18 protein-coding genes are annotated in these 16,683 nt (G+C 71.2%); 10 read left to right on the forward strand and 8 right to left on the reverse strand.

Annotated features, from left to right (window positions below):
* Positions 1-53: 53 nt before the first annotated feature.
* The 3 genes from ACH4XV_RS35900 to ACH4XV_RS35910 all read left to right on the forward strand — a co-directional run bounded on the left by ACH4XV_RS35900 (position 54) and on the right by ACH4XV_RS35910 (position 2,333).
* A complete protein-coding gene (locus ACH4XV_RS35900) occupies positions 54-587 on the forward strand; it encodes a DUF3060 domain-containing protein (protein ID WP_395796646.1) in 534 nt (177 codons plus the stop codon).
* Positions 588-668: 81 nt separating this feature from the next.
* On the forward strand, positions 669-1,178 hold the full coding sequence (locus tag ACH4XV_RS35905) for a GNAT family N-acetyltransferase (RefSeq protein ID WP_395796648.1): 510 nt from the start codon (positions 669-671) through the stop codon (positions 1,176-1,178).
* A gap of 426 nt (positions 1,179-1,604) precedes the next feature.
* On the forward strand, positions 1,605-2,333 hold the full coding sequence (locus tag ACH4XV_RS35910; RefSeq protein ID WP_395796650.1) for a polysaccharide deacetylase family protein: 729 nt from the start codon (positions 1,605-1,607) through the stop codon (positions 2,331-2,333).
* An 87-nt stretch (positions 2,334-2,420) separates the two neighbouring features.
* Here ACH4XV_RS35910 and ACH4XV_RS35915 read toward each other — a convergent pair whose 3' ends face one another.
* A complete protein-coding gene (locus ACH4XV_RS35915) occupies positions 2,421-3,956 on the reverse strand; it encodes an MFS transporter (protein ID WP_395796652.1) in 1,536 nt (511 codons plus the stop codon).
* A gap of 77 nt (positions 3,957-4,033) precedes the next feature.
* Between ACH4XV_RS35915 and ACH4XV_RS35920 the strand changes: the two genes are divergently transcribed.
* Complete coding sequence (locus ACH4XV_RS35920; protein WP_395796654.1) at positions 4,034-4,675, forward strand: TetR/AcrR family transcriptional regulator; 642 nt, start codon at positions 4,034-4,036, stop codon at positions 4,673-4,675.
* A 57-nt stretch (positions 4,676-4,732) separates the two neighbouring features.
* Here the strand turns inward: ACH4XV_RS35920 and clpX are convergent, their stop codons facing one another.
* The gene (clpX, locus tag ACH4XV_RS35925) at positions 4,733-6,004 is read right to left on the reverse strand and encodes an ATP-dependent Clp protease ATP-binding subunit ClpX (RefSeq protein WP_395796656.1); all 1,272 of its coding nucleotides are present in this window, start codon (positions 6,002-6,004) and stop codon (positions 4,733-4,735) included.
* Positions 6,005-6,180: 176 nt separating this feature from the next.
* Between clpX and ACH4XV_RS35930 the strand changes: the two genes are divergently transcribed.
* On the forward strand, positions 6,181-7,287 hold the full coding sequence (locus ACH4XV_RS35930; RefSeq protein WP_395796658.1) for a TetR family transcriptional regulator: 1,107 nt from the start codon (positions 6,181-6,183) through the stop codon (positions 7,285-7,287).
* A 42-nt stretch (positions 7,288-7,329) separates the two neighbouring features.
* Here the strand turns inward: ACH4XV_RS35930 and ACH4XV_RS35935 are convergent, their stop codons facing one another.
* Positions 7,330-8,349 carry a 1-aminocyclopropane-1-carboxylate deaminase/D-cysteine desulfhydrase gene (locus tag ACH4XV_RS35935; RefSeq protein WP_395796660.1) on the reverse strand — a complete coding sequence of 340 codons (1,020 nt, stop codon included), beginning with the start codon at positions 8,347-8,349 and terminating at the stop codon, positions 7,330-7,332.
* A gap of 117 nt (positions 8,350-8,466) precedes the next feature.
* On the opposite strand from ACH4XV_RS35935, the gene ACH4XV_RS35940 reads away from it, so the two are divergent.
* From ACH4XV_RS35940 to ACH4XV_RS35955, 4 genes are read left to right on the forward strand one after another with little or no spacing between them, the layout of a single operon-like run.
* The gene (locus tag ACH4XV_RS35940) at positions 8,467-9,549 is read left to right on the forward strand and encodes an iron-siderophore ABC transporter substrate-binding protein (RefSeq protein WP_395796662.1); all 1,083 of its coding nucleotides are present in this window, start codon (positions 8,467-8,469) and stop codon (positions 9,547-9,549) included.
* A 20-nt stretch (positions 9,550-9,569) separates the two neighbouring features.
* The gene (locus ACH4XV_RS35945) at positions 9,570-10,586 is read left to right on the forward strand and encodes a FecCD family ABC transporter permease (RefSeq protein WP_395796664.1); all 1,017 of its coding nucleotides are present in this window, start codon (positions 9,570-9,572) and stop codon (positions 10,584-10,586) included.
* A complete protein-coding gene (locus tag ACH4XV_RS35950) occupies positions 10,583-11,671 on the forward strand; it encodes a FecCD family ABC transporter permease (protein ID WP_395796666.1) in 1,089 nt (362 codons plus the stop codon). The genes ACH4XV_RS35945 and ACH4XV_RS35950 overlap by 4 nt, the downstream gene beginning before the upstream one ends.
* Positions 11,668-12,522, forward strand: coding sequence for an ABC transporter ATP-binding protein (locus ACH4XV_RS35955; RefSeq protein WP_395796668.1), 855 nt, complete (start codon positions 11,668-11,670; stop codon positions 12,520-12,522). Before ACH4XV_RS35950 ends, ACH4XV_RS35955 begins: the two co-directional genes overlap by 4 nt.
* Here the strand turns inward: ACH4XV_RS35955 and ACH4XV_RS35960 are convergent.
* Together ACH4XV_RS35960 and ACH4XV_RS35965 are read right to left on the reverse strand one after the other, a co-directional pair.
* Entirely contained in the window at positions 12,488-13,024 is a 537-nt protein-coding gene (locus tag ACH4XV_RS35960) for a DUF1772 domain-containing protein (RefSeq protein WP_395796670.1), read from the reverse strand. The two genes, ACH4XV_RS35955 and ACH4XV_RS35960, sit on opposite strands and share 35 nt — an antisense overlap.
* A gap of 277 nt (positions 13,025-13,301) precedes the next feature.
* Positions 13,302-14,489 (reverse strand): MFS transporter, encoded by a 1,188-nt coding sequence (locus ACH4XV_RS35965; protein ID WP_395796672.1) that lies wholly within the window; start codon positions 14,487-14,489, stop codon positions 13,302-13,304.
* Positions 14,490-14,705: 216 nt separating this feature from the next.
* On the opposite strand from ACH4XV_RS35965, the gene ACH4XV_RS35970 reads away from it, so the two are divergent.
* Positions 14,706-15,134, forward strand: coding sequence for a helix-turn-helix domain-containing protein (locus tag ACH4XV_RS35970; RefSeq protein WP_395796674.1), 429 nt, complete (start codon positions 14,706-14,708; stop codon positions 15,132-15,134).
* A gap of 60 nt (positions 15,135-15,194) precedes the next feature.
* Here the strand turns inward: ACH4XV_RS35970 and ACH4XV_RS35975 are convergent, their stop codons facing one another.
* The 3 genes from ACH4XV_RS35975 to ACH4XV_RS35985 form a co-directional block, all read right to left on the reverse strand.
* Positions 15,195-15,782, reverse strand: coding sequence for a ClpP family protease (locus ACH4XV_RS35975; protein WP_380000358.1), 588 nt, complete (start codon positions 15,780-15,782; stop codon positions 15,195-15,197).
* Positions 15,779-16,408: a ClpP family protease gene (locus ACH4XV_RS35980; protein WP_395796676.1), complete on the reverse strand. Its 630-nt coding sequence runs from the start codon at positions 16,406-16,408 to the stop codon at positions 15,779-15,781. The genes ACH4XV_RS35975 and ACH4XV_RS35980 overlap by 4 nt, the downstream gene beginning before the upstream one ends.
* Before the next feature lie 148 nt (positions 16,409-16,556).
* The gene (locus ACH4XV_RS35985; RefSeq protein ID WP_395796808.1) at positions 16,557-16,664 is read right to left on the reverse strand and encodes an ATP-binding protein; all 108 of its coding nucleotides are present in this window, start codon (positions 16,662-16,664) and stop codon (positions 16,557-16,559) included.
* Positions 16,665-16,683: the final 19 nt, after the last annotated feature.

Consider the following 16,683-nt stretch of genomic DNA (forward strand, 5'->3'; position numbering starts at 1 on the left):
AGGCCGAACCGGCCCTTCGGAACCGGCCTTTCCACATGGGGGAGAGAACCGAGATGCGTATTCGTACCGTGCTGCCCGCGATCGTGCTGACCGCCGGCGTCGTCGTCGGTGCCACCGCCTGCGAGGCGGGTGTGGAAAAGAAGGACAAGGCCGCGCCGGCCACCACCGCGCAGGGCACCGGGTCGCCGGCGCCGACCTCGGCGAGCGAGCGGCCGAGCACCTCGACCACGTCGACCACGCCCGTGGCGCCGAACACCGGCAAGCCCGACCACTCGACGCCGGCCGCGCCGGTCACGCCGAAGGGGAACGACACGATCGTGTTCACCGGCAGCGGCGAGAAGCCGACCACCGATTGCACGGGTCGTGATGTGCGGATCGAGGGCTCCACGATCGCGCTCACGCTCACCGGCTTCTGCAAGAGCCTGACGGTGACGGGTGGCGACGGTGACAGCATCGAGGTGGCCTGGTTCGACAAGATCACCGTCTCCGGCACGAACCACCTGGTGATGTACGGCACGAAGCCGGACGGCAGCGTGCCGCAGATCAACGACAACGGACTGAGCAACCGCATCACCAGCAGGGGCTGAGACGACGGGCGGCCGCGACGGTGGGGGACGGCCGCCCGTCCCGAAGGTGTTCGGCTCGGCGCGTGTGATTCGCTGTCCGTCATGAGCATCACCTGGATCACGCGCGTCGAGACCGACGCCGACATCGATGCCGTCCGTGCCGTCGTGCGGGCCGCGTTCGGGTCACCCGCCGAAGCCGATCTCGTCGACGCGCTGCGGAGTGACCCGGCCTGGATCCCGGGCCTGTCCGTGGTCGCCGTCGACGGCGACGACCGGCCGGTGGCGCATGCGCTGCTCACCCGCTGCCACATCGACGACCGACCGGCGCTGTGCCTGGCGCCGGTGGCCGTGTCGCCCGAGTACCAGAAGACAGGTGCCGGCTCGGCGGTCGTGCGCGCGGCGCTCGCGGCGGCGAAGGAGCTGGGTGAGCGGCACGTGGTCGTGCTGGGGCACCCGGACTACTACCCGAGGTTCGGCTTCATCCGGGCGTCGGCGCACGGCATCGGCCTGACCATCGAGGTCCCGGACGATGCCCTGATGGCGCTGACGTTGGACGCCGACGACCCGCTGCCCGGCGGGACCGTCCACTACGCCGGGCCGTTCGGGATCTGATCGGTCTTCACGGTATTCGGCGCCCTCTCTTCGGAGGGGGCGCCGTTTCGTCTTTTCGGGGGTATTTCGCTTTTTGATTTCCTGGAGAAATGGTGAGGAAACGTTTCTCTTAATGATCAGTATAGTCTGCCGATGTTCGATCGTGCACGATTATGAGCGATGTGTGATTCCTCGGTCAAGTCTGTGAGCAGGTGGAATACCACACAGTCAGAGATTGAACACATACAGCTACGCTGGATTCAGGCCGCCTGTGTCGGAACCGAAAGGCTTCGCCCTGTGTGTGTTTCGGATGGATTCCGTTCACGGACGGTTCATTCCGTTGATTCCGCTCCCGTGCGGTTCTGCTATTCGGCCGCGGCGATATCCCGGCCGGAAAAAACGTCACTGCACGACGATCCACGCCCCACCGAAAGGAACGACCCCGCGATGCGTAGCCTTCACGCCGGTCACCCCGGAGTACGCCGTCGCCGCCTGGCGACCCTCACCGCGTTACTCGTGTGCGTGGCCACTGCCTGGATCGGCTCCCCGGCTGCCACGGCGGCCCCCGCCGCCGGGCCGGTGAGCCCGGCCCTGGTCACCACGACCGCCCACCCCGGCAACCAGGTGGCGCTCACCTTCGACGACGGGCCCAGCCCGCAGTACACCCCGCAACTGCTCCAGGTGTTGCGGAAGCACCAGGTCAAGGCGGTGTTCTGCCTGGTCGGCGAGCAGGTCGAGTGGCAGCAGGCGCAGGTGCGCGCGATCGTCGCCGACGGCCACACCCTGTGCAACCACACCTACCGCCACCGCGACCTCACCTCGGTCTCCCCGGCCGAGATCGAGGCGGACATCAAGCAGACCGACGCGCAGATCCGCGCCGCCGTGCCCGGTGTGGAGATCCCCTACTTCCGTGCGCCGTACGGCAACTGGGGTCAGTCGCCGGCCGTCGCCGCGAACCTCGGCCTGCGTCCGCTGAGTTGGACGCTGATGCCCGGCGACTGGGAACTGCCCGGCACCGACGTGCTCCTCCAACGACTGCGGGACGGCATCACCCCGACCGGGGTGGTCACCCTCCACGACGCGGGCGGCGACCGGCAGCAGACGGTCGACGCGGTGGACCGGCTGATCCCCGAATTCAAGGCCAAGGGCTGGAACTTCGACCTGCCGGCGCGCTGACCGCCACCCCTTCCAGGGCCCGGTCCGGCGCCGAGCGTGAGCGGGCACGCTCGGCGCCGGACCGCCGCCCCTCCGCGATCCGGACGCTCAACGCGCCGCGCGGTCCGCCGTCGTCCGGATCCGCAGCGCCGTCGGGACGGCGAGCAGCGCGAGCAGGGCGGTGAGGCCGAACGTGACGCCGAGGGCGGTACCCAGGCCCGCGCCGTGCGCGTGGGCGAGGGCCACCGCGCCGCCGCCGAGGCCGCTGAGCACGGCGACGGCGAACGTCTGGGACAACTGCAACGCCGCGCCGATGCGGCCCTGTTGGTCCGCCGGGGCCTGGGCGAGCACGGCGGCGGACGACGCGTTGTACGCCACGCCCATGCCGAACCCGCCGATCGCCCAGCCCAGTACGGCCACCAGCGGCGGGATCGTCTCCACCAAAACGGCGCACGCCAACAGCACGATGCCCGCGCACAACACGATGCTGCCCAACACGGCGTGGGTCGGGCGCAGCCGGGCACCGTGCCGGTCGTCCCAGCGGGCCTGGAGGGTCGATCCGGCGACCCAGGTCAGCGCGCCCGCCGACAGTCCCAGGCCCGCCTCGATGGTGCCAAGGCCGCGCAACTCGGTCAGCCCGAGCGGCAGGAAGGTGTCGGCGCCGAAGTAGGCCCCCGCCAGCAACCAGCGCATGGCGACGCCCGCCGGCAGCCCGCGTCCGGCACGGATGGTCCCCGGCGGGGTGAGGGCGCGATAGGCGAGTACGGCGACGACGGCGCCCAGTACCGCGAGCACGATCACCGGGACCAACGCCGCGAACTCGAACGCCGCGATCATCACCCCGGTCCCGGCCGCGAGCACCAGGCTCAGGGCGAGATCGGGCAGCCGCCGCAATCCGCGCCCCCGCGCCGCGTCGCCGGTCGTACCCGCCGGTTCGTCCTCGGATCCGCCGCCCAACCCGTGCAGCGCCGGCAGGGTGAGCAGCGCCGCGAGTACGACGGGAATCGGCAGGAGCAGGAACAACGCCCGCCACGAGAGCCGATCGGCCAGCGCGCCGGCCACGACCGGGCCGACCAGCGCGGGCAGCGTCCAGGCGGAGGAGATCAGCGCCACCATGCGGGCCTGTAGGTGGTCCCCGTAGGCCAGACCGATCACCAGGTATGCCAGACCCATCACGGCGCCGACCCCCAGGCCCTGGACGAATCGGCCGGCGACGAAGACCCACCAGGTGGGCGCGGCCCCGGCCAGTACGCAGCCGGCGGCCAGGAGCGTGAGGGCCACCGCGAGGGGGCGCCGGGGGCCGAGCCGGTCGCCCGCCCCGCCCGCGACCACCGCGCCGAGCACGCCGGCCAGCATCAATGCGGACAGGCCCCAGCCGTACGACTCCAAACCGTCGAGGGCGCGGGCGATGCGGGGCATGATCGCGACGACGCCCATCGCCTCGAAGGCGACCAGACCCACCGAGATCAACAGGCCCAGGGACAACGCGCGATGCTCGCGGTCCCAGACCCCGGCGCGGCCCGGGGGCTTCGGGGGCGGGGCGGCCTCCTCCGGGGGGCCGGGCGTGCGCTCCGCGCCGAGGTCCGCCGGGTGCGGCTCCGTGTGGGGGTGCGGTTCGAGTTCGCGTTGCCGTTCGGCTGCCAAGGTCGGCTCCCGGGTCGATTCCACTTACGTTCCGTTCCGGAACAGAACGATATTAGCCCCGATCTATACTCGTGACCATGGCCACCTCCGATGTCCGACCGATCACGACCGGTCGCGGTCGCCCCCGCGACCACCGCATCGACGAGGCGGTCCTCGCGGCCACCATGCGATTGCTCGAGGAGGGCGGCTACGCCGACTTCACCCTCGAAGGCGTCGCCGTGCGGGCCGGCACCACCAAACCGGCGATCCGCCGCCGCTGGCCGTCCCGCCGGCACCTGGTGATCGACGCCCTGGTGACCGCGATGGGCGAGGCCCCCACGCCCGACACGGGATGTACGCACTGCGATCTGATCGTCGGGATCGCCACCCTCACCACGGCCTTCGCCGGACCGGGCACTCGGCGGGTGTGGCCGGCCCTCGTCGCGGACCTGGCCGCCGATCCGGCGCTGGCCCAGACGTTCTTCGCCCAACTGTTCGATCCGCGCCGCGCCGCCACGGCTGCGGCGCTGCGGCGGGGGATCGCGCGCGGCGACATCCGGCCGGACACGGACCTGGACCTGCTCCTGGACCTGCTGGCCTCCACCACCTACTACCGGGCGCTGTTCGGCCACCTGCCGATCACCGACACGCTGGCCGAGGACATCGTGATGATCGTGATGTCCGGCGTGGCCACGGACACCTGGCGGGCGGAACACGAGCGCCCGCACACACACGGCTGAACAGCCGGGCGCGGCGGGCGGCGCTACCGGGTTTTCGTGGTGGGCGACGAACCGCCGCTACGCGGACTTCTCGTGCGGGGATTGCCGCAGGACCACGATCGGCTCGACGCCGTCGGTCACCGTGCGCTCGTTGATCACGACCTTGGCCACGTCCGTGCGGCCGGGGATGTCGTACATGATCGGACGCAGGACGAGTTCCATGATCGCCCGCAGTCCCCGGGCGCCGGTGCCGCGCAGGAGGGTCCGGTCCACGATGGCCTCCAACGCCGAGCGGCTGAACTCCAGTTCGACGTCGTCCATCAGGAACAACTTCCGATACTGCTTCACCAGCGCGTTGCTCGGCTCGGTGAGTGTGCGCAACAACGCGGTCCGGTCCAGGCCGGTCACCCGCGCGACGATCGGCAGTCGGCCGACGAACTCGGGGATGAGGCCGAACGCCATCAGGTCGGCCGGCATGACGCCGGCGAACACGTCGCCCTCCGGGACGGCGGACCGGGTGGGTCCGGCGGGCGGCTCGGCGGCGAAGCCCATGCCGCGTTTGCCGACCCGTTCGTCGATGATGCGCTCCAGTCCGGCGAACGCGCCCGCCACGACGAACAGCACGTTCGTCGTGTCGATGTGGATGAACTCCTGGTTGGGGTGCTTGCGTCCGCCCTGGGGCGGCACCGCGGCGACGGTGCCCTCCAGGATCTTCAGCAGCGCCTGCTGGACACCCTCGCCGGAGACGTCGCGGGTGATCGAGGCGTTCTCGCCTTTGCGGGCGATCTTGTCGATCTCGTCGATGTAGACGATGCCGGTCTCGGCGCGCGGGACGTCGTAGTCGGCCGCGCGCAGCAGTTTGAGCAGGATGTTCTCGACATCCTCGCCGACGTAGCCGGCCTCGGTGAGGGTGGTCGCGTCGGCGATGGCGAACGGCACGTCCAGTAACTTCGCCAGGGTCTGCGCGAGGTAGGTCTTGCCGCAACCGGTGGGCCCGAGCAGGAGGACGTTGGACTTGGCCACCTCGACCGCGCCCGCCCGGTGGTCGCCGGCCCGGATCCGCTTGTAGTGGTTGTAGACGGCGACCGCCAAGGTGCGCTTGGCGGCATCCTGTCCGATCACGTAGCGGCCGAGGAAGTGGTGGATCTCGGCCGGGACCGGCAGGTCGCCGCTCCGGGGCGCGTCGTGGTCCGGGATCGGCTCCTCGTCGATCAACTCGTTGCACAGGCCCACACATTCGTCGCAGATGTACAGGCCGGCGGGTCCGGCGACGAGTTTTCGCACCTGCTTTCGGGTCTTTGCGCAGAATGAGCACTTCATCAAGGATTCACCGTCGCCGATGCGTGCCATGACCTCGGACCCGTCCCCTCCGGCGCGCGGCCGAATGTGCGCCGTGCCGGCGTTCGGAACCGGCCGGCGCACGTCAAGTGGTCGCAACAGATGGTCTCACCATCCGGATAGTACGGTACTTTGACCGTCGGGGAACGGCGGTGCGCTTGGGCGGGGGCGTCCGGACAGGGAGAGCGATGGCCCGGCTGAGCAGAGCGGAGACCCAACAGCGCACGCGGGGACGGGTATTGGTCGCCGCTCGCGCCGAATTCGCTGAATTCGGCTTCCGCGCCGCCCGGATCGACGCCATCGCCGAACGCGCCGCACTCACCCGAGGAGCCGTCTACTCCAACTTCCCCGGCAAACGTGCGCTCTACCTGGCGGTCCTGGCCGAACTCGCGGAATGTCCGGGCGAGTTCGTGTCGGCGCCGCCGGGCACGACCATGCGCGAGGCGTTGGGCGCGCTGGCCCGCGCCTGGGTGGCGCGGCTGCCGCACGCCGACACCGATCCGCACGACCTCGCCCGGCTCGGCTCGGATCTGATCCCCGAGGTGTTGGCCGATGAGCGTATGCGCCTGCCGTATCACCAACTGATGAACCTGGACGCGCTGTTGGTGGCGCTCGCGCTGGAGCGCCTGGAGCCGCCCGAGACGGAGCCCGGGGTGCCGCCGGCCCGGCGCGTGCGATTGGCGGAGACGGTGCTTACCGCGCTGCATGGGGCGAGTCACATGGCCGCCGTGGCACCGGGGTTCGTGGAGCCTTTCGACATCGTCACGGTCTGCGAGCGATTGGCCGGCCTGCGGCTCGGCGACTGGTGGTCGCCGCCGGCCGTGGTCGCGCCCGCGCATCGGGTGGACGAACGTTGGGCGCCGCCGCCGGCGTTCGACCTGGTTCGGGCCGAGCCCGCCGATCTGCTCGACGACGGTCTGGTGGCGGTCCTGGGCCTGCATCGACTGGCCGCGGCCGAGCAGGCGGTACGCTCCACGCCGCCCGGCGCGGCGGTGACCGTGGTCATGGTCACCGGGGATCCGCGGGAGTTGACCCCGCTGGCCCGGTTGATCCTCGCCGAGTTGTGCGACTGCCTGCGGCGGGCGTTCCCGCGCGCGGCCTGGCCGCGACTGCGGGTGGTGTGCGACGAATCGGGCGCGGTCGCGGCGGCGGCCGGAGTGTCCGCGGTCAGCGACGCGACCGAGACGGCGATCCGCATCGATGCCGGCCGGATCCTCGCCCGAGCCGACGGGGCCGACGCCTGCCACGCGGCGGCATCGACCGCGCGCACACCGACACCGTCCGTCACGGGCTGACACCGGCCGGGCCGGCCCGAGCGATCCGCCGCCGCCGGAGGGTCAGCGCGGCCCGTACGTGTGCAGGTACAGCACCGTCCCGTCGCCGAGTCCGCCGCGTGCGTTCAGGTCGCGCAGTGCCGCCAACGCCTTGGCGGTGTAGACCGGTTCGAGTTCCGGGCCGCCGATGCTCTGGCTGTCGCGGATGATTCGCTCGCCCTCCGGTGTCGGATGCCCGTAGCCGGCGCCCAACCATTCGCGGGTCATCGTCACGTCCTCGGGACGCAGGCCCTCGACCCTGAAGTCGCCGGTCCGTCTGCGCAGCAGTCGAGCGGTCTTGTTCGCCATCTTGGTGATCTGCTCGGCATCCAGGGGCAGTTGGTCGTTCACCACGACCCCCGTCACGCGGGTGCGCAGGCCGGCCAGGCGCAGTCCGAGGGCGATGCCCGCGGCCGTACCTCCGCTGCCGACCGGGAGCACGACGTGCGACGGTTCGGGGAGTTCGCCCGCGTCGACCTGTGCGCCGATCTCCAGGCCGCACTCGACGTACCCGAGCATCCCGATCGGTGACGAGCCGCCGGTCGGCAGGACGTACGCGGGCCTGAACCGGCGGCCGACGAACCGTCCGTGACGCAGGGTCAGCCACGGCGCGAGCAGCCTGGTGCGGCGCTTGGTGCGGGTGCGGTGGATCGTCGCTCCGGAGGCTTCGAGCCGCTCCGTCTGTAGGCGCACGTGCTCGTCGAGCGGCTGGTCCACCAGGGCGAGCGCGACGTCGAGCCCATGTGCGCGGGCGAACCGCGCCGTCGCCAACCCGTGGTTGGTGCCGAGCGCCCCGAAGGTGAGGATGGTCGGCGACCGCCGCCCCAGCGCCTCGGCGATCACCCACTCCAGCTTGCGGACCTTGTTGCCGCCCCAAAGATCGCCGAAGCCGCTCTCGTCCTTGATCCACACCTCGGCCGTGCCGTCCGCGAGCCCGGTGAGCCGGCCGACCGGAGTCGGGCGCTCGCCGAGCGGGAGGTGAAGGAAGAACGGCGCATCGGGTTGATGCGCGGGAAAACGTTCGTGCAGCAGCGGAGTCTTCACGGCGCCCAGCCTACGGATCATCGGTGCCCGGGGTGCATGGAGGACGATCGGGAGGTTAGCTTAGGCTGTCCTAACAAGCCGCGACATTTTCGGGCTGTACGCAGAAAGAGGTCATCGATGTCTCTCCGGTTCGAGGGCAGGGTTCACCGCCGATTCGTGGCGCCCGTCGCGGCGGTTGTCATGGCGCTCGTGCTGGGTGGCTGTGGATCGAAGGACGACAAGGACGACAAATCCGCCGGGGCCGATCGTCCCGCCGGGTCCGCGGGTGCGTCCGCCGCCGACGTTCCCGGCGCCTTCCCGGTCAGCATCAAAAGTGCCCTGGGTACCGCCACGATCACCAAGAAGCCCGAGCGGGTCGTGACGTTGGGGCAGGGCTCGGCGGAGACCTCGATCGCGCTGGGGCGGGTCCCCGTCGGCATCGAGAGCTACGCGTGGGGCAGCGACGGGTCCGGCTACCTGCCGTGGATCCACGAGGCGGTCACCAAGTCCGGCGGCAAGCTGCCGAAGCAGTTCAAGGGCGGCGAGGAACTCGACATCGAGGCCGTCGCCGCGCTCGACCCGGACGTCATCCTCGCGCCCTGGTCCGGCATCACGCAGAAGCAGTACGACCTGCTGAAGGACATCGCGCCCACGGTCGCCTACCCGGACAAGGCCTGGAGCACCGACTGGGACCAGCAGATCGACATCGTCGGCAAGGCGCTCGGACAGCCGGACAGGGCCAAGGAGTTGACCGCCGGGATCAAGCAGCAGTTGGCGGACGCGTCCGCGAGCCGGCCGAACTACAAGAACGTCACCTTCTCCTACATCTACACGACCGGCCCCGGCACGCTCGGTGTCTTCAAGCCCGAGGAGCAGCGGGTCTCCGTGGTCTCCTCGCTCGGCCTCAAGGTCGACCCGGTCGTGAACACCTTCCCGGAGACCGACGGTACCGACTCGGCGGTCATCGGACTGGAGAACGCCGACAAACTCGCGGCCAGTGACGTCGTCTTCACCTTTTACACCGACGACAAGACGCGCCGTGAGATCGAGGCCCAGCCGCTCTACGCGTCGATACCCGCGGTCAAGCGCGGCGCCGTCGTGGCGAGCAACGACAACCCGTTCGTCACCGCGTCGTCGATGATCAACCCGCTGACCGTGCCGTGGAGCATCCAGCGCTACCTCCCGCAGATCGACGCGGCGGTCGCCAAGGCCGGCAAGTAGCCCCGACCGAACCGACGCGCATGAAAGCCGACAACCAAGTCGCCGGCGGCGGGGTGTTGCGGACCACCGCCCTCCTGGTCGGGAGCCTCGTCCTGCTGTTCGTCGCGCTCTTCGCGAGCGTGATGTTCGGCAGCAGGACGACGTCCTTCGGGGACGTGGTCGACGTGCTCACCGGCAACGGCGACCCGTACCTGACCACCGTCGTCGAGAGCCGCTACCCCCGGACCGCGCTCGGCGTACTCGCCGGCGCGAGTCTGGCCGTCGCCGGCACCCTGATGCAGGGCGTCACCCGAAATCCCCTCGCCGACCCGGGACTTCTGGGCATCAACGCGGGTGCGGCGGCCGGCATCGTGACCGGCACCGCCTTCGCCGGCGCCACCGGCGGCTGGGCGGCCCTGTGGTGGGCGCTGCCCGGCGCGCTGCTCGCCGGCGGGCTCGTACACATCCTGGGCGGGGGTGGCGCGGGCGGCGGCACCGTGCGCCTCGTGCTGGCCGGCGCCGTGTTGTCCGCGGTGCTCGGCGCGTACATCCAGGCGGTCGCGCTCAGCAGGCCCAAGGTCTTCGACAGCTACCGCTACTGGGTCGTGGGCGCGCTGGGCGGGCGTGGATGGGACGTGTTCTGGTCGGTGCTGCCGCTCGCCGGGCTCGGGCTGGTCGCCGCGCTGCTGCTCGGCCCCGGGCTGAACGCCCTCGCCCTGGGCGACGAATCGGCCACCGCGCTTGGCACCAACCCGGCCGTACTGCGCGCGGGCGGCCTGGCCGCGGCCACCGTCGCGAGCGCCGCGGCGACCGCCGCCGTGGGCCCGATCGCCTTCGTCGGCCTGGGGGTTCCGCACATCGTGCGGGCCGTGGTGGGCACCGACTTCCGGCGCCGGATCGCCTTTGCGGCCCTGCTCGGACCGGCCCTGCTGCTCCTCGCCGACGTGCTGGGCCGGGTTCTGCTCCGCCCCCAGGAGTTGATGGTCGGCGTGGTCACGGCCTTCGTGGGCGCGCCGGCGCTCCTGGTCGCGGTACGACGCATGCGGCCGGCGACATGAGCACGGTCGAGGTCGAACCCGAAGGCGCTGCGGGTGTGTCGGTCGAGGTGCGTCGGCCGCGCGGCCGGCTGCGGATCGGGAACCTGGTCGTGCTGCCCGTGCGCGGGGTCACCGTGCTCGCGGCGATCGTCGTACTCGTGCTCACCGTCGCGGCGGCCGTCGCCACGTTGACCCTGGGGCGGCTCGGGATCGCGCCCGGCGACCTGCTGCCGGCGATCTTCGGCGGTGCGGAGGGCAAGGAGAAGTTCGTCCTGAACCGGCTGCGCGGGCCGCGGCTCGTGGTGTGCCTGGGTGCGGGAGCGGCGTTCGGGTTGTCGGGCGCGCTGTTTCAGACGGCCACCCGCAATCCGCTGGCCAGTCCGGATGTGATCGGGCTCGCGAGCGGCGCGGGCGCGGGTGCGGCGATCTTCGCGCTGGCCATGCCCGGCGGCGCGCCCGTATGGCTGGGCGCGCTGCTCGGGGCGATCGGCGCGATGGGCATCGTGCACCTGGCCACCGGCACCGGCTTCCGCGATGCGGGGCGGCTGGTCGTCGCCGGGATCGCAGTGGCCGCGATCGGGACGGCGATCACCCAGTACGTGGTCTACGTCGTCGAGCGGGACAAGGCGAGCGCGCTGAGCGCGTACGTCAACGGCAGCGTCGCGGCCCGCTCCTGGGACGACGCCACGACCATCGGCCTGGTCCTGCTCGTGGCGGCCGTCCCGGCCGTGGCCCTGTCCCGGCACCTGGATCTCGGCGAGATGGGCGACGAGGTGGCCCGCTCGCTCGGCGGCAACCCCGGCCGGGCCCGAACCTGCGCGGTGGTCCTGGCCATCGTGCTGTCCGCGGGCGCCGTCACCGTGGCCGGCCCGGTCGCGTTCATCGCGCTCACCGCGCCGCAGATCGCCCGCCGGCTGACCCGTGGATCCGGTCCGCACCTGGTGCTCTCCACCCTGGTCGGGATGTTGCTGCTGACCGTCGCCGACCTGGCCGCCCAGCAACTGCCGTATGTCGAACCGCTTCCCGTCGGCATCTACACCCTCGCCTTCGGCGGGGCCTACCTCGGATTCCTGCTGACCCGCGAGTGGAGGAGTGGTCGACTGTGACCGCCGAACCGGCCCCGACGCTCGTAGGGCTGAGCGCCCGCGACGTGACCCTGTCGTACGGTCGCACCCCCGTCGTCGAGGGCGTCGACCTCGACCTTCCCGACGGCGGCCTCACCGTGATCGTGGGCCCCAACGGCTGCGGGAAGTCCACGCTGCTCAAGTCGTTCGCCCGGGTGCTGCGCCCCGTCGGCGGCATGATCACCCTCGCCGGTCGGGACGTACACGCATACCGGGGAAGGGAGTTCGCCCGCAGGGTGGCGCTGCTGCCGCAGAGCCCGATCGCCCCCGAGGGCATCACGGTGCGCGGCCTGGTCCGCCGCGGCCGGCACCCGCACCACACGCTGCTGCGCCAGTGGTCCCCGGACGACGATCGCGCGATCGCCTTCGCCCTCGACCGCACCGGCCTCGCCGACCTGGCCGACACCCCGGTGGGCGACCTGTCCGGCGGGCAGCGGCAACGGGCGTGGATCGCGATGGTGCTCGCGCAGCAGACCCCGGTGATCCTGCTCGACGAGCCGACCACCTTCCTGGACATCGCGCATCAGTACGAACTCCTGGAGCTGTGCGCGGAGTTGAATCGCGAGGGCCGGACGATCGCGGCCGTCCTGCACGATCTCGATCAGGCCGCCCGCTTCGCCTCGAACCTGATCGTGATGAAGTCCGGCCGCATCGTCGCCGAGGGCCCACCCGATGCGGTCCTGACCGCCGAACGTGTCCACGACGTCTTCGCTCTCCCCTGCGACATCGCCCGGGACCCGATCACCGGAACCCCCAAGGTCCTTCCCCATACCCGCGCCCCACGGAGCGGTTCGGGCGTCACGCCGAGCGGCGGAACAGCCGCACGGCCTTGACCATGGCGACGGCGGCGGCGGTGGACAGCACGGCGCGGACGCCGTTCCAGATGTTCCAGGTGGTTTCGAAGTCGGTGCGGGTCTTGGTCGGGTCGGCGCTGCCGGCGTGGGCGAGTGCCTGGTTGAGGGGGACGTTGACGCCGGAGGTGGTCAGGACGGTGGTGGTGTAGAGGGCGAGGGCGGCGAGGGCCCACTTCATGGCTGCGCCGCCGCCGAGCCTGCGGAGCTTCCAGGCGGCGACGGCGGGGGCGGCCATGGCGGCGGTGAAGACCGCGAAGAACAGCGGGTTCTCGATGCCGGTGTTGATGTCCTGCATGGTGGTCACGAAGCCGGCGTCGCTCTTGGTGCCGAGCCAGGGCATCACGGCCGCGGAGAAGGTGACGTAGGTGCCGGCCATCAGGGTGTTGGTGACGGCGCCGGCGGTGAGCCAGCGGCCGACGGTCGTGTGGGTGCGGGCCGTGGCGGTCGAGGCGGCGGTGAGGGTGTGATCGATGGCGGCCATGATGAACTCCCTTGTGATGGTGGGGTGTTGGATATCGGGGGCGGTGGCTTTCCCTGGGGGTCCGCCGTGCCGTTCTTTCCGACACCTCAAGATTCGCGGGTGCGCCGGCTTCGAACAACGGCGGATCGCGCAACCGTCATTAACCCTCGTGTTATCCATCCGGCCGCCGCCTGCGCGAGGCGTGAAAACGCCGTGTGGCCCGCCGAGGATTTCGGCGGGCCACACGGCGTTTCGGTGAGTGGGCGGGAGGTTGGAGCACAACCGCCCTCCCCGGCGTTCAGCTGTGCCTCGTGCGCCACATGGCCAGCGAGGTCAGCGCGGTCAGGACGGCGCCGGAGAGCAGGATGCCGGTGGGGGAGATGGCGTCGACCACGATGCCGCCGAGCAGTGCGCCGAGGGCGATGGCCAGGTTGAACATCGAGGTGTTGAGGGCGGTCGCGGCCTCGGTGTCCTCGGCGGCCGAGGAGCGCAGGATCCAGGTCTGCACGCTCACCGGCACGGCGCCGAAGGCCAGGCCCCACAGCAGGAGCATCACCGCGCCGCTGACCCGGGTGGTGCCCAGGAGCGGGAACAGGGCCAGGACACCGGCCAGTACCGCGCTGATCGCCACGATCGTGCCGCGCAGGTTGCGGGCCGCGGCTGTGCCGGCGAGGAAGTTGCCCGCGATGCCGGCGATGCCGAAGCCGAGCAGCAGGGGGCCCACCATGCCCTTGTCCAGACCGGAGACGTCCTCCAGGACCGGACCGACGAAGGTGAAGGCGGCGAAGTGGCCGCTGACCAGGAGGAAGGTGGCCAGCACGCCGGTACGCACGGCCGGGTTGCGGAACTGGGCGGGCAGGGCGCGCAGTCGCACCGGTTCGCCGGCCGGGATCGGCGGGACCAGGAAGACCAGCGCGGTGATCACGAGCAGGCCGAGCGCGGCGACGGACAGGAAGGCCACGCGCCACGTGGCGAGGTTGCCGATCAGGGTTCCGGCGGGCACGCCGATGACGTTGGCGGCGGTGGCGCCGCCGAAGGTGATCGCGACGGCGCGGGGGATGTGTGCCTCGGGCACGAGGCGGACGGCGAGGCCGGCCGCGAGGGCCCAGAACCCGCCGATGCCGATGCCGACCAGGAACCGGGTGACCAGCAGGACGGCGAAGTTCGGGGCGAACGCCGAGCCGAGGGTGGCCACGACCATCAGGGTGATCAGCGCCAGGAGGACCAGCCGGCGGTCGAGTCGGCCGATCAGGACGGGAAGTATCGGCGCGGTCGCGGCGGCGACCAGGCCCGGGATGGTGACCATGAGGCCGGCCAGGCCCTCGGACACCCCGAGCGATTTGCCGACGGAGGTCAGCAGGCCGACCGGGAGTTGTTCGACGGTCACCACGGAGAACGTGCCGACCGCGAGGGCGATCACGGCGAGCCGGCGCTTGAGTGAAACCGTCGGGGTGGTGGTGGTCGGGTCGGATTGGAGGGTGGTCATGACGGGCTCCCTCTGAGCGCCTGGTGTGTCTTAGCGCTAAGAGAAAACCATGAAACTCAGTGAACGTCAACTTAATGAACGTTGAGATAAATCGGCGGCCGGCGCCCCCGTGAGCGGCCCGCCGGGGATCAACCGGCGGACTCCCCGCGCGGCTCGCCGATTTCGCCCGCGGCGGACAACGCGGAAACGGCGCGGGGTCGCGGCCTACGATGAACCATGGCCGAGACCGCTACACCGCTTTCGCCCCGCACCGACGACAAGGTGCGCCTCGCGCCGGCGCCCGCGCACGTCGCGCCGGCGCCCGCCGCACCCGCACCGACGGCCGCGCCTCGCCGCCCGGCCCCCGTTCCGGACCGCGAGCCGCTGTGGCGACACGTGCTCGGCGAACACCTGCGATCGTTGCGCCACGAACGCGGCGAAACCCTCGCCGAGACGGCCGGCCGGGCCGGTCTGTCGCCGCAATACCTCTCCGAGGTGGAGCGTGGAATCAAGGAACCGTCGAGCGAGATGATCGCCGCCCTCGGCGGCGCGCTCGACGTGACCCTCGGCGACCTGACCATCGCCGTCGCCGACATCCTGACGAGCGCCCGCCCGACGGGCCGTTCCGCCCCGGTGTGCCGCGCCGCGTTCGGCCTGGCGGCCTGACCGCACGTCGTCAAGGAGCGAGCGGGGGCGCGCCGGGCCGAGCACGTCGGTGTCAGTGCGTTACCGCTCCTCCAGCACCATGTCGATCAGGCCGTACTCCTTCGCGCCCTCCGCGGTGAAGACTCGGTCGTGGTCGGTGTCCGCGCGCAGGGTGGCCGTGCTGTTGCCGGTGTGCCGGGACAGGATCTGCTCGATGTCCGCCCGCACCCGCACCACTTCGTCGGCCTGCAGGATCAGATCCGGGATGGTGCCGCGACCCTGCGCGGCGGGCTGGTGCAGCACCACCCGCGCGTGCGGCAGCGCGGCGCGCTTGCCCGGCGCGCCGGCCGCGAGCAATACCGCGCCGACCGCGACCGCTTGGCCGACACACGTGGTGGCGATCTCGGAGCGCACGTACCGCATCGTGTCGTAGATCGCCAGCATCGCGCTGGGGTCGCCGCCCTCGCAGTTGATGTAGAACTGGATCTCGCGGTCCTGGTTGTCCGCCTCCAGGAACAACAGCTGCGCCACGAGCGCGTTGGCCACGCCCGCGTCGATCGCGGTGCCGAGGTAGACGACGCGCTCGGCGAGCAGATGCGAATACACGTCCATGATGCGTTCGCCGCGCGAGTCGCGGGTGATCACGTTCGGAATGGCGTAGGTGCTCATGACAGGGTCCCCTGGAAGCCGGCGTTGGTGGTGAGGCGGCGCGGGCCGCGCGGCGCGATCTCGGCGAAGTCCGCCACGATCGTGTCGATGAAGCCGTAGTCGAGCGCTTCGCGCGCGGTGTACCAGCGGTCGTGGAGCGAGTCCTCGAAGATGCGCTCGACCGGCTGCCCGGTGTCCTCCGCGATCAGGCCGAGTACCGTGTCGCGGGTGTGCCGAAGGTCGTTGGCCTGCAACTCGATGTCGACGGCCGTGCCGCCGATGCCCGCGGAGCCCTGGTGCATCAGCACCCGGGAGTGCGGGAGCGCCCGGCGTTTGCCGTGCGTGCCCGCCGAGAGCAGGAACTGGCCCGCGCTGTACGCGATTCCGAGCACCAGCGTGGACACGTCGCACGGGATCACCCGCATGACGTCGCGGATCGCGAGCATCGCCGGCACCGAGCCGCCGGGCGAATGGATCCACAGCGCGATGTCGGCCTTCGGGTCCTCGGCCGCCAGGGTCAGCAACTGCGTGGTGAGCAGCGTGCCGTTGTCGTCGTCCAACGGTCCGTCGAGGAGCAGCACGCGCTGGGTATACAGGTCGCGTCGGGTGTGTTCGAGGAGGATGGGGCTCTTCGGGTCATCGCTCATGTCTCCACCCTGAGCCCTCGGGCCGGCCCGCGACGACCGGATCTGCCGTGAGCGGATCTGCTCACAGCAGATGCCCGAGGCTCGCCCGCGCCCGACCCGAGCACGACCCGAACGCGCCTACCGCGTCCGCCGATTCGGCCGCGCCGCGCTATCGCGGCAGCCGGATGGTGAACGTCGAGCCCTCGCCGAGGGTGCTGCGGGCGGTGACCTCGCCGTCGTGCGCCCGGGCGAGGCGCCGGCCGATCGCCAGGCCCAGGCCGGTGCCGCCGGTGCGC

The sequence above is a fragment of the Embleya sp. NPDC020630 genome, from assembly GCF_044334985.1.
Classification (GTDB): domain Bacteria; phylum Actinomycetota; class Actinomycetes; order Streptomycetales; family Streptomycetaceae; genus Embleya.

Bases quoted from the DNA above. Each gene is read 5' to 3' on its own strand.
- ACH4XV_RS35900 (WP_395796646.1), top strand. From the start codon at position 54: ATGCGTATTCGTACCGTGCTGCCCGCGATCGTGCTGACCGCCGGCGTC.
- ACH4XV_RS35905 (WP_395796648.1), top strand. From the start codon at position 669: ATGAGCATCACCTGGATCACGCGCGTCGAGACCGACGCCGACATCGAT.
- ACH4XV_RS35910 (WP_395796650.1), top strand. From the start codon at position 1,605: ATGCGTAGCCTTCACGCCGGTCACCCCGGAGTACGCCGTCGCCGCCTG.
- ACH4XV_RS35920 (WP_395796654.1), top strand. From the start codon at position 4,034: ATGGCCACCTCCGATGTCCGACCGATCACGACCGGTCGCGGTCGCCCC.
- clpX (WP_395796656.1), bottom strand. From the start codon at position 6,004: ATGGCACGCATCGGCGACGGTGAATCCTTGATGAAGTGCTCATTCTGC.
- ACH4XV_RS35930 (WP_395796658.1), top strand. From the start codon at position 6,181: ATGGCCCGGCTGAGCAGAGCGGAGACCCAACAGCGCACGCGGGGACGG.
- ACH4XV_RS35940 (WP_395796662.1), top strand. From the start codon at position 8,467: ATGTCTCTCCGGTTCGAGGGCAGGGTTCACCGCCGATTCGTGGCGCCC.
- ACH4XV_RS35945 (WP_395796664.1), top strand. From the start codon at position 9,570: ATGAAAGCCGACAACCAAGTCGCCGGCGGCGGGGTGTTGCGGACCACC.
- ACH4XV_RS35950 (WP_395796666.1), top strand. From the start codon at position 10,583: ATGAGCACGGTCGAGGTCGAACCCGAAGGCGCTGCGGGTGTGTCGGTC.
- ACH4XV_RS35960 (WP_395796670.1), bottom strand. From the start codon at position 13,024: ATGGCCGCCATCGATCACACCCTCACCGCCGCCTCGACCGCCACGGCC.
- ACH4XV_RS35965 (WP_395796672.1), bottom strand. From the start codon at position 14,489: ATGACCACCCTCCAATCCGACCCGACCACCACCACCCCGACGGTTTCA.
- ACH4XV_RS35970 (WP_395796674.1), top strand. From the start codon at position 14,706: ATGGCCGAGACCGCTACACCGCTTTCGCCCCGCACCGACGACAAGGTG.
- ACH4XV_RS35975 (WP_380000358.1), bottom strand. From the start codon at position 15,782: ATGAGCACCTACGCCATTCCGAACGTGATCACCCGCGACTCGCGCGGC.
- ACH4XV_RS35980 (WP_395796676.1), bottom strand. From the start codon at position 16,408: ATGAGCGATGACCCGAAGAGCCCCATCCTCCTCGAACACACCCGACGC.